Origin of the sequence: Glycomyces sp. L485 (genome assembly GCF_022548875.1) — a bacterium.
In the GTDB taxonomy this organism is placed as follows: Bacteria; Actinomycetota; Actinomycetes; order Mycobacteriales; family Micromonosporaceae; genus Glycomyces.
Genome location: NZ_JAKZEW010000028.1, coordinates 46,254 through 57,695 on the forward strand (window position 1 = coordinate 46,254; position 11,442 = coordinate 57,695).

Here is an 11,442-nt window from a genome sequence, read left to right on the forward strand (position 1 = left end):
CCGCGGGCTTCAGGAGCAGTGCGCGAGTGCGGCGAGCAGCCAGCGGGAGACCGGGGCGTCACCCAGCTCGGCCAGATCGCCGATCCAGCGGGCTTCGGCGAGTTCCGGGGAGAGCGAGAGGACGGCGGTGGCGGCGGTCGCGGTGAGGATCGTCAAGGTGTCGCGCTTGCCTTCGAGCGTGGTGACCACGGTGTCGAGCACCACGAAGCGGCTGGAGGGGACCTTGAGGCCGAGCTCCTCGCAGATCTCCCGCGACACTGCACTCTCCGGTGTCTCGCGGGAGGGTTCGAATCCGCCGCCGGGCAGTGCCCAACGACGGGTGTCGGCATAGGAGTGCCGGACGGCGAGGAACCGGCCCGAGCCGTCGGGATGGATCAGGAGCGCCTTGACCCCGAAGGTCTCGGGCTTGCGGATCCTCCACCACAACCGCACTGCCGGCGAGGCCGCGCGGAGTACCGGTGCGGGGAGCCGGACAGATTTCATCCGCCGATTATGACGGTCCGAAAGTGCGGATCGCCGTACCGGCGGCGCACGACCCGACGTATGCCCTCACCGCGTCGGTCGACACGCCGTCCTCCCCGCATCCAGCGCCGACTCGATCCGCGGCCGGTCGACCTCCTCCGACGACGTCACGGCCGCGAGCAGCGACTCACCGCCGGAATGTGAAGGCTGCAAGTCGGCCGGCGCGCCATCGGGGCTCGATTCACCGAGTCGCGGTCAGGTGAGGAACAGCTGCTGCTCTATCCAGACGGCGGCGCGCTGGCCGTCGGCCACGGCGCCGGCGACGAACGCGGTCGGGGCCGGAGCTCCACGCTGGACCGCCGCATCGCCGGCGGCGAACACGCCCGCGTGGCTCGTCTCCATCGTCGGGCCGACGACCAGTAGACCCGAGACGTCGGTCTCGCATTCGAGCGCGGCGGCGAGGCCGTTGGACTGCTCGAAGTCCGGCCGGTGGAAGACCATTTCGGCGTCGAGGACCGTCCCGTCGGCCAGCTCGACGGCGGGAGCCCCGGCCGGTCCCGACAGCGCCGCGACCGGCTCGGCGACGATGCGCACCCCGGCGGCGGCCGCCGCTTCGGCGACCTCGGGGTCGGGGCCGTGCCCGTTGGTGCAGACGGTGACCTCTTTGGAGAAGCGGTCGGCGAGGTAGCGCGCCAACATGGTGTCGACCGGTTGGGCCGAGACGACCACGATCCTGCGGCCGCGCGACTCGTATCCGTGGCAGTAGGCGCAGTGGGCCACGTCCGAACCCCATCTCTCGGCCAGCCCGGGAAGGCCGTCGAGCCGGTCGCGAACGCCCGAGGCCAGGAGCACCCGCCGGGCCCGCACCTGCCGGGCCGGGCCGTCCTCGGCCGGACCGACCGTCGCGACGAATCCGTTGTCGGCGGCCTCCAGGGCACTGACGCGGGCGGATTCGATCGCTACCTGCGGATGGCCGGCGATCTCCCCGCGGCCCAGCTCCCGGAACCGGCCGGGGCTCTCGCCGTCGCGGGTGAGGTACATGTGCATGTGCTCGGCGGGCGCGTTGCGAGGGCGGCCGTCGTCGACCACCAGGACCCGGCGCTGCTGACGCCCGAGGACGAGTGCGGCCGAGAGCCCGGCCGGTCCGGCGCCTATCACGAGCACCTCCACGTCGTCGCCGTTCGATGTGGGTGTCGTATCGGTCATGTCGTCGCCTCCTGGCTCGTAGGTTCGGTGGTCGTGTGGGAGCCCCACAGGCTGCGGTAGGCGCCGGGCTGCGCCAGCAGCTCGTCGTGGCCGCCGCGTTGGACGATGCGGCCGCCGTCGAGGACGACGATCTGGTCGGCCTCCCGGACGCTTTCGAGTCTGTGGGCGGTCATGACGACCGTCCGGCGACCCCGCAGCTGTGCGATGGCGTCGTCCACCACGCCCTGATGACGGGCGTCGAGGCCGGCGGTCGGCTCGTCGAGCAGCAGCACCGGTGCGTCGCGCAGCAGGGCGCGGGCGAGGCACACGCGCTGGCGTTCGCCTCCGGACAGGAGCCCGCCCGATTCGCCGACCGGCGAATCCAGGCCCTCCGGCAGGCGGCGCGCCACCTCCTCGAGCCCGGCGGCGCGGACGGCCGCGTCCACCTCGGCGTCGGTGGCCTCGGGGCGGGCGAGACGGACATTGCCGCGGATCGTGCCCTCGGCGAGCAGCGGCTCCTGGGGCACGAGGGCGAGGTGCCGCACCGTCTCGACGGTGCCGAGGTCACGCAGGTCGGCGCCGTCGAGCAGCACCGACCCCTCATCGGGGTCGGCGGCGCGGGCCAGCAACCCCAACAAGGTCGTCTTGCCCGAGCCGGAGGCGCCGACGACGGCGGTGCAGGTGCCCGGCTCGGCCACGAGGTCGATCCGGTCAAGCGCAGTGGTGCCGCCGTCGTGGCGGACGGTGACCGAGCAGAGCTCGATCCGGGCGGCCCCGGCATCGGAGGGACGCGCGAGCGGCCGGTCCGGTTCGGGCAGCGGCTCCAGGTCGAGGAACGCGCGCACCCGGTCGAGCGAGCCACGCGCGGTGCGGGTCGCGGCGCCCAGCTCGGCGGCCGACCGCAGGCTCGCGACCAGCGCCGCCGCCAGCAGCAGGAGCACGGAGGCGTCCACGGCGGTGACGGATCCGGAGGCCGCGCGCACCGCCGCGACGGCGAGCAGCGCCGCCCCGGCGGACTGGACCGCGAGGGCGAAGACCGCTATCCCCGGTATGACCGAGCGGATGAGGTGCCCGCTGCGACCGGACGCCTCTACCAGCGCGGCGTCTGTCAGCCGCTCGGCGTGGCCCGGGTCGGGAGTGAGGCGGCTGACGCGCTGGATCTCGGCGAATTCGAGGACCCTGCCGGCGGCTTCGGCTCGCGCTTCGGCCAGTGCGGCGTCGCCCGAGGTCACGCGCCGCAGGCTCCAGCGGTGGCACCACAGCAGCAGCGGCAGCGTCGCCGCGGCGACCAGCCCGGTGACCGGGTCGACCGCGAGCATCGCCGCGGCCAGAGCGACCGGCGTCGCCGCGGCCCGCACCGCCGGGAGCATGAGGTGGCCCGGGTAGGCCATCACCTCCATGACCTGGCTCCCCGCCAGGCGACTGACCTCGCCGACGCGGCGTTGACCGAACCACCGCAGCGGCAGCCGGAGCAGGTGGTCGGCGGTGCGCCTGTGCAGATCGAGCGAGAGCCCGTACCCGCATTCGCGAGCGAGCGAAGTAGCGGCGGCGGTCGCCGCGGCCCACAGGGCGGCGGCTGCGACCACCGCCCAGGCCGCCGTGGGCTCCCGGCCGTCGAGTAGCTGACCGGCGGGAGCGAGCAGGGACAGGATCGTGATCGCTTCGAGCGCGGAGGCTACTGCGGCGAGCGCGATCGCGGCGAGCATCCGCCGCCGTGAAGCCGGGTCGAGCAGGGGAAGCAGCCGTCTGATCATGCCTGCGCCTCCGCGGGTTCGGCCCGGGCGTCGAGAAGGGCGGCGAACGGGCCGCCCGAGGCCCGCAGCCGGCCGGGCGGGCCGCTGTCGACCACGCGGCCGCGGTCGAGCACGACGACGTGGTCGGCGGCGAGCGCGACCTCCAGTCGGTGGTCGGCGCGCACGACGGTGCATTCGGCCCGCAGCTCGGCGACCGCCCGGTCGATCAGTGCCGCGTTCGTCCGGTCGATCCAGGAGGAGGGCTCGTCCAGGATCAACAGGTCCGGTTCGGCGGCGAGGGCGCGGGCGAGGCACAGGCGCTGGCGTTCCCCGCCGGACAGTGCGATGTCGTCGCCGAGGACGGTGTCCTCGCCGTGCGGCAGCGTCCGGATCCGTTCGCCGAGCCCGACCGCGTCGAGGGCTTCGGCGCAGCGGCGCGAGTCGAGGCCGGGACGTCCGAGCCGCAGGTTGTCGAGCACGGTCCCGCGCACGAGCAGGGGCGTCTGCCAGACGGCCGCGACGCGGTCGGCGGTCCCTTCGCGACCGATCGCCTCAAGGGGCACGCCGTCGACGGCGATGGCGCCGGAGTCGGGTCGGACCAAGCCGGCCAGGCATTCGAGCAGGGTGCTCTTGCCCGCGCCGCTGCCGCCGACGACGACGGTGAGTCCTCCGGCCGGGCAGCGGAGCGCGATCTCGTCGAGGACGCGATGGCCTTCCAAGGTGAGTGTGAGCCCGTCGGCGTCGATGCCGGGGGTTCGGCCGGGCCACGGCCGCCCGCCGCCGGGCTCGGGCCGCTCGTCCGGGGCCTCCATCAGGTCGCGCACACGGACCGCCGCGGCGGCGCCGACGGCGAGGTCCTGCGTGGCGAAGGCGATGGACGACAGCGGCGAGACGACGAACGGTGCGATGAGGGCGACGGCGATCGAGTCGGCGAGCCCGGTCGGGCCGTCGAGGGCGCCGGCGGCGAGGGCGCCGCCGAGGACGAAGAGCACGGCCGTGCCCGACAGCAGCACCTGTTGGGCGGTCATCGTGGGGGTCACGGTTCTGGCCCAGCCGCGCACGAAGTCGGCCCAGCCGCGGGCGGCGGCGGTGAACCGGTCGGTGCCGGCGCCGTAGACCTTGAGGACCGGCGCGGTCCTGGCGAGTTCGACCGCGGCCCGGTCGAGTTCGGCCCCGGCCGCCAGGTAGCGGCCCATCTGCTCGGGGAGACGGCGGCGCTGGCGGTGCTGGAGCAGCACCGCCAGCGCCGCCGGCGCGAGCGCGGCGAGGGCCAGCGGCGGCGAGACGGCCGCCATCAGCGTCAGCCCGGCCGCGACCGTGGCGGCCGAGGCGACCGCGTCGGGCAGGCCGTGGCCGATCACATGGTGGAGCGCGTCGACGTCCTCGCCGACGGCGCGTTTGACGGCGGTCGTGCCCTCCCGGTCGATCCAGGTGACCGGCCGCCGTCCGAAGACCGCGAGCGCACGGCGGCGCAAGGACAGCTGGAGGCAGTTGTCGGCCACGTGGAGCAGCCACGAGGACGCCGCGTGGGTCCCGGTGTGGAGCGCCGCCCCGCAGGCGGCGACGGCGATCCAGGTCCACGCCGTCTCCTGGGCCGCGGTGAAGTCGGCCACGAGGCGGCTCGCCGCGAAGACGGGGGCGAGCAGCGCGGTCGCGGCGACCGCTTCGAAGGCCAGTGCCGCCGCGACGAGGCCGCGCACGGGTCGCGTCAATCGGAGGAGCGCTCGAAGGGAGTCGGTCACCGTGAAATGATATCAATAATCATTATCAATAAGATTTCCCATGGGACGGTGAAGCCGCAGATGCGCAACGACAGCCCCGAGCCCGCCGCGCCGCCGCGCCGACTGCTCGCCGAGCAACTCGGCGTCGAGCCGCACGACCTGCCCGACGACCGCCCGCTCGCCGCCCTCGGCGTGGACTCCCTGACGGCCCTGCGCTGGCGATCGGCACTCGCCCGCGACACCGGCGTCACCGTCCCGCTCGTCGCCATGACCGGCGACCGGACCCTGCGCGAGGTCGCCGCGGCCTGGTCGGAGCAAGGCGCCGACGCGACCCCCGCCGCCTCCGGCGCCGACCCCGCGCCGCCCTCGCCGGTGCTGACCGAGGTGCAGCAGGCCTACTGGGCCGGCCGAGGCCGGGACTTCCCGCTCGGCGGCGTCGCCACCTTCTGGTACAACGAATACGACCGCGAACCCGACCGGTTCGCCGGGCGCACCGCCGAGGAGGACGTCGACCGGCTCGAACGCGCCTGGCGACGCGTCCTCGCCCGCCATCCCATGCTCCGCACCGTCATCGGACGCGACGCCGTGCCCAAAGTGGCCACCTACGACGTCCGCGACTTCCGCGTCGGCCGCGTCGACCTCCGCGACGACCCCGCCTGGCGCGAACGCCTCGACGAACTGCGCCACGAGCTGTCGCACCAGTTGCGCCCCACCGACACCTGGCCGCTGTGCGACGTGACCGCCGTGCTCCTCCCCGAAGGCCGCGTCCGCTGGTGCGTCGGCCTCGACGCCCTCCTGGTCGACTTCGCCAGCTGGGGGTTGATCATGACCGAATGGGGCGCGATCGACCGCGAGCCCCACCGCCAACTCGACGAGCCGCCCGCCACCTTCGCCGAACTCCTCGCCGAGCGCGCCGCCGACCCCGACCGGCGCCTTGCCCGCGCACGCGACCGCGACTGGTGGCGCGCCCGGGACCTCCCGCCCGCCCCGGGCCTCCCGCTCCACAGCCCACCCGAACGCGGCGCGCGCTTCCGCAGGCTCCGCCACGTCGTCCCGGCCCAGACCTGGCAGGCCGTGCAGGCGCACGCCGCGACCGCCGGCGTCTCACCCACCACAGTGGTCTTGACGGCCTTCGCGCTGCTGTGTCAGCGCCGCAGCCAAGGACAGCGCGACCTGACCGTCAACCTCACCGTCTACGACCGCCCCGAGGTCCCCGGCATCGAACGCGTCGTCGGCGACTTCTCCGGCACCGCCCTGCTGGCGCTGCGCACGAACGACGGCATCGACGCGGCCGGCCCAGCCCCCTTCGCCGACCAGGCCCGCGCCGTGGGCCGGAACTTCTGGGAGGCCCTCGACCACCGCGCCTACAGCGGTGTCGAAGTGGCCCGCGACCGCGGCGACGGCGCCGCCTGGCCGATCGTGTTCACCTCCGGACTCGGACAGTCCTCGGCCGAAGCCGACCGGTGGCTCGGCGACCGCGTCTTCGGCGTCTCCCAGACACCCCAAGTCCTCCTCGACCACCTGGTCTGGGAAGAGGACGGCGACCTCGTGCTCGTCCACGACATGGTCGAGGGCGCCTACGCCGAGGGAGTCGTCGAAGGCCTCGCCGAAGCCGAACGCGCGCTCCTCGCCGGCCTTGCCGAAGCCGACCGATGGCACGAGCCCGGACCCGTGTGGGACCCCTCTGGCCTGGCCGCCGAACCGACCCCGCGCGACACCGAGGCCGGGCCGCTCCTGCACGACCTGTGGCGACATCACCTCGCCGAGCCCGCCCGCGGGGACACCCCGGCGGTCATCACCGCAGAGTCCGCCATCGGCCACCGCGAACTGCGACACCGCGCCAACCGTCTCGCCGCCCGCCTCCGCGAGGCCGGCGTGCGCACCGGCGACCTCGTCATGATCGCCCTGCCCAAATCCGCCGCACAAGCCGTCGCGGCCCTCGCCGTCGAGACCGCCGGAGCCGGATACGTCCCCGTCGACCCCGCCTGGCCCACCCGCCGCCTCGAAGCCGCCGCCCGCAAGACCGGCCTCACCTTCGCCGTGACACAGGCCGGCACCGCGCCGGACCTGCCCGACGGCGTCCGAGGAGTCGGCGTCGACCTGCTCGGACGCGGACCCGAAGGCCCCCGGACCGAACCGGCCGCCGCATGGGACGCACGCGACGACGACCTCGCCTACGTCATCTTCACCTCAGGCTCCACCGGCGAACCCAAAGGCGTCGCCATCGAGCACCGCCAGGCCCGCGCAACCATCGACGACGTCAACGACCGCTTCGCGATCGGCGCGGCCGACCGCGTCCTCGCCGTTTCGGCGCTCTCCTTCGACCTGTCCGTCCACGACCTCTTCGGCACCATGGGCGCGGGCGGCGCGATCGTCGTGCCCGACGCGGCACGCGCCCGCGACCCCCAGCATTGGCTCGACCTGATGGGACGCCACCGCGTCACCGTCTGGAACTCCGCGCCGCCGCTGCTGGAGATGCTCGTCGAATACGCCGAAGCCGATCCCGGCGCCGCCGCTCGCGCGCTCGCCGCACTGCGGGTGTGCCTGCTTTCCGGAGACTGGATCCCGGTGACCCTGCCCGACCGGCTCCGCGCGCTCGCCCCGCACGCCGAGGTCCACAGCCTCGGCGGCGCGACCGAGGCCGCGATCTGGTCGATCACCCACCCGATCGGCGAGGTCGACCCCCGCTGGGCGAGCATCCCCTATGGTCGCCCGCTGCGCGGCCAGTCCTTCCTCGTGCTCGACGAAGCGCTCGCACCGGTCCCGGCCGGCGTCGACGGCGAGCTGTTCATCGGCGGCGACGGCGTCGCCCAGGGCTACATCGGCGACCCCGGCATCACAGCGGAGCGGTTCATCGAACACCCCGCCCTCGGCCGACGCCTCTACCGCACCGGAGACCTGGGCCGGTGGCGACCCGACGGCACCCTCGAGTTCCTCGGGCGCGTCGACCGCCAGGTCAAGATCGGCGGCCACCGCATCGAACTGGGCGAAGTCGAGGCCGCGCTCTCGCGCCTGCCCGACGTCCGCCAGGCCCTCGTCTCGGCGATGCCCGGACCGGACGGCCGAAAACGCCTCGTGGCCCACGTGGCGCGCCACCTCGGAGACACCGCCGAAGACGAGGACGCCTTCGCGGCCAGGCTGCTGGCCGAGCTGGGTGAGGAGGTCCCCGAGTACATGAAGCCGAGCCGACTCGTCGTCGTCGAGGCGCTCCCGGTGAGCGCCAACGGCAAGATCGACCCCGAACAGCTCGAGAACCCCTTCGCCCCGAAACGGAAGGAGCCGGAACCGGCAGACGCCGAAGCGGCCGATCCGCCCGCCGCCGAGCGCGAAGACCGGGCCGAGGACCCCGCACGGGCCGCGATCCTCACCGCGATCGGCCCCGACGTCGACCTCGACCGCGCACCCGTCGCCGCCGGACTGACGAGCCTGCAACTGGTGCGGATCGCCAACGCCGTCGAAGACGCCGGCCGAGACCGGCCCGCACTGACCGACCTGCTCGCCGCAACCTCGCTGCGGGCACTGGTCGACCAGTGGTCGGCCGCCGACGACCCGGAAGCCCGACCTGACGCAACCCCCACCCCTGCCCCGCAACCCGCACCGCAACCTCCGACCGAGACGCCGAGCCCGCCCCGCACGACCGTCCCTGCCACGCCGGACGGACTCGCCGCCGAACTCAGGACACTGGCGGACCTGCTCGACGAGGTGTCGTCGCGCGCGGACGCGATCGGACTGCCGATCGAGATCGCCTCGCGGACCCGTCCGGCGCCGCCTCCCGCGGCACCCGCCAACCTCGCCGCCGTCGCGGCAGTCGAGGCCCCGATGACCGAGATGCAACTCGCCTACCTGGTCGGCCGCGCCCCGGACCGCGACGGCCGCGTCGCCGCGCCCCACTACTACACCGAGGCGCTGGTCGAGGACCTCGACCCCGCGAGGCTCGAACGGGCCTGGCGGACCGTCGTAGCCCGCCACCCGATGCTGCGCGCGGTCGTCACCGACGACAGCACTCAGCGCGTCCTCGAAACCACCGAGCCCGACCTCGAAGTCATCGACGCCCGCGACCGCGCCCCGGCCGAGCAGCAGCGGCTGCGCGAGCGGCTGCGGCGCGAACGCTCGCACCGGTTGCTCTCGCCGCGGCGGGCACCCATGGCCGCCGCGGCCGCCGTCCGCCTCGACGACCGGCAGTGGCGGCTCCACCTCGACCTCGACCTGCTGTTCTTCGACGCCGAGAGCGCCTGCGTCTGGGTCGGCGAGCTGGCGACCGAATACGAACGGCCCGGTTCGCTGCCGCCCGCGCCCGCGACCGACTTCCTCGCCTGGGCCCGGGCCCTCGAACCCTCGCCCGAGGCACTGGCCCACGCGCGACGTCAGGCCGCCGAGCTCCCTCCCGGGCCCGAGATCGGACGTCGGACGGACCCAGCGGCCGATCCCGCGGTGGTGCGTCGGCGCCGCTCATACTCGCAGGCGCAGTGGACGACCGTGCGCGAGCAGGCGCAACGCCAGGGAGTGACGCCTTCGGCGCTGCTGCTCGACCTGCTCGGCGGCGTCCTGGCGACCGAGAGCCGTCCGTCCGCGACCGTCGTTCTGACCGTGAGCGGACGACCGGCGGGCCACGGCGGCGTCGTCGGCGACTACACCTCGACCGTGCTGCTCGATCTCGCAGGCAGGACCGGGTCGAGCGCCGCCGAGTTGCAGGAGCGCCTGATGGCCGCGCTTGAACACGGCACCGGGCGCGGCGGCGTCCACGGCAACGAGGTCATCCGCCGGATGCGCGCCGAACACGTCGAAGTAGACCTCCCGGTCGCCGTGTCCGCCGCGCTCGAATCGTCCTCGATCGACGCCTCGCAGCTGCTGGAGGTGATCGGCAGGACGGAGTACGCGGTCAGCCAGACGCCGCAGGTGCTCGTCGACGTCCAGCTCTTCTGCGTCGAGGACCGCTTGGAGATCGTCCTCGACATCGACCAGTCGCGCGTGGACGCGGTCTGGGCGGACCGGATGTTCGCGTGCTTGACCGAGGGCATGGACGCGCTCGTGCTCGAACCTCCGCGGCGGTCGCGCCCGGATGACGCGGCCGAGGCGGTGCGCCGGGACGTGGCGGCGGTGTTCGGGGCACTCATCGACGCCGAGGCGACCGGAGACAAGAGCTGGTTCGACCTGGGCGCCACATCGCTGACGCTGGTGACGGCGCACCGGGAGTTGCGAGCACGTGGTCACGACGTCGACGTCGTCGACCTGTTCGCGCATCCGAGCCCAGCCGCGACCGTCGCACACCTCATCGGACTGCGAAGGCAGCCGGTTGAGACGCCGGAACCGATCGAGGAACGAGCCGCCGTCCGGCCACCTGAGGAGCGGCCTGCCGCACCGCCGGTCGAGCCGCGAATCCCGGTCCAGGCCTCGAGAGGAGCCAGAAGGCGCGCGGCCCGCCGCACTCGCGCGCAGGCATAGGAGAAGATCCGCCCCGGCGGTGTCCTGTGTTCTGATGCCGGAAGCCACGGCTCGGTGCGCGCCCGTTCCGAGCCGAATAGGACGGGGCCCGGCGACCGAAGGTCGCCGGGCCCCGTCCTATTCAGATCCGCGGTCTAGAACTCGCCGCAGATCTTCCACTCGTCTTCTTCCTTGACCAGATCGAAAGTCTCGTCAGTGGTCTCGCCGCTCTCGGTCATCGAGACCTCGACCGTGGCGGTGTCCTCTTCCTCGGTGGTCTCGCCGATCTCGTACGACCAGTCCTCCGGGATCGTCATTTCGTCGCTCATGCTGCCCAGAGCCATCTCGCGATCTTCGGCGGACATGTCGGCGAACATGTCGGCCATGTCCTGGAGGCTGGCGACGTCGTCGGCGCAGAAGTAGTCTCCGGCCGTGTCGATCCCGCTCTCGAACTCGCCCGCGGCGATGTCGTTGACGATGCTTTCGATGCCGTTGTCGAGGAAGTTCTCGACCGCGCCATCGGGGGTGTCGCTGCCGCCGCCGCAGGCGGCGAGCGCCAAGGTTACGGCAAAAGCGCCGCCGACCAGGGCCGTGGCACGACGGACAGGGGTGAGCTTGGTCTGAATGCTCATGAGTTCCAATCAAATAAGGGAATCCGGTCGGGCCCTTCGGGTCGGGGCGGCCGGCAGTCGTTGCGGCCGAAGCTTCAAGGCCCGTCGTGACACTAACACCGGCTCGCAACTCTCCGGCGATGAACAGACGAACAGACGAACGGGCGTCTGGCTGGCCGTGTCAAGCGGTGCTATGCCAGCTTGGAGGTCGGGATCGGCTTGGCGGTCGTGTTGTCTTGAGCTTCAACTGGATCAGCGGTGGAGAGGAAGGCACTGCGGGGGGGGGGGGGGGGGGGGGGGGGGGGGGGG

Annotated in this window: 6 protein-coding genes; 1 reads left to right on the plus strand and 5 read right to left on the minus strand. The window is 73.4% G+C overall.

What is annotated here, in order from left to right:
• Positions 1 to 9: 9 nt before the first annotated feature.
• From L0U85_RS14180 to L0U85_RS21370, 4 genes are all read right to left on the minus strand, one after another.
• Positions 10 to 483: an NUDIX hydrolase gene (locus L0U85_RS14180; RefSeq protein WP_241378414.1), complete on the minus strand. Its 474-nt coding sequence runs from the start codon at positions 481 to 483 to the stop codon at positions 10 to 12.
• Positions 484 to 717: 234 nt separating this feature from the next.
• Complete coding sequence (locus L0U85_RS14185; RefSeq protein WP_241378415.1) at positions 718 to 1,668, minus strand: NAD(P)/FAD-dependent oxidoreductase; 951 nt, start codon at positions 1,666 to 1,668, stop codon at positions 718 to 720.
• Complete coding sequence (locus L0U85_RS14190; protein WP_241378416.1) at positions 1,665 to 3,401, minus strand: ABC transporter ATP-binding protein; 1,737 nt, start codon at positions 3,399 to 3,401, stop codon at positions 1,665 to 1,667. Before L0U85_RS14190 ends, L0U85_RS14185 begins: the two co-directional genes overlap by 4 nt.
• Complete coding sequence (locus tag L0U85_RS21370; protein ID WP_241378417.1) at positions 3,398 to 5,122, minus strand: ABC transporter ATP-binding protein; 1,725 nt, start codon at positions 5,120 to 5,122, stop codon at positions 3,398 to 3,400. Before L0U85_RS21370 ends, L0U85_RS14190 begins: the two co-directional genes overlap by 4 nt.
• A 48-nt stretch (positions 5,123 to 5,170) precedes the next feature.
• Here L0U85_RS21370 and L0U85_RS14200 point away from each other — a divergent pair, with 48 nt between their 5' ends.
• Entirely contained in the window at positions 5,171 to 10,543 is a 5,373-nt protein-coding gene (locus L0U85_RS14200; RefSeq protein ID WP_241378418.1) for a non-ribosomal peptide synthetase, read from the plus strand.
• Positions 10,544 to 10,677: 134 nt separating this feature from the next.
• Here the strand turns inward: L0U85_RS14200 and L0U85_RS14205 are convergent, their stop codons facing one another.
• Positions 10,678 to 11,154 (minus strand): DUF4878 domain-containing protein, encoded by a 477-nt coding sequence (locus L0U85_RS14205; protein ID WP_241378419.1) that lies wholly within the window; start codon positions 11,152 to 11,154, stop codon positions 10,678 to 10,680.
• Between the last annotated feature and the right edge of the window lie 288 nt (positions 11,155 to 11,442).

Bases quoted from the DNA above. Each gene is read 5' to 3' on its own strand.
- L0U85_RS14180 (WP_241378414.1), bottom strand. From the start codon at position 483: ATGAAATCTGTCCGGCTCCCCGCACCGGTACTCCGCGCGGCCTCGCCG.
- L0U85_RS14185 (WP_241378415.1), bottom strand. From the start codon at position 1,668: ATGACCGATACGACACCCACATCGAACGGCGACGACGTGGAGGTGCTC.
- L0U85_RS14190 (WP_241378416.1), bottom strand. From the start codon at position 3,401: ATGATCAGACGGCTGCTTCCCCTGCTCGACCCGGCTTCACGGCGGCGG.
- L0U85_RS14205 (WP_241378419.1), bottom strand. From the start codon at position 11,154: ATGAGCATTCAGACCAAGCTCACCCCTGTCCGTCGTGCCACGGCCCTG.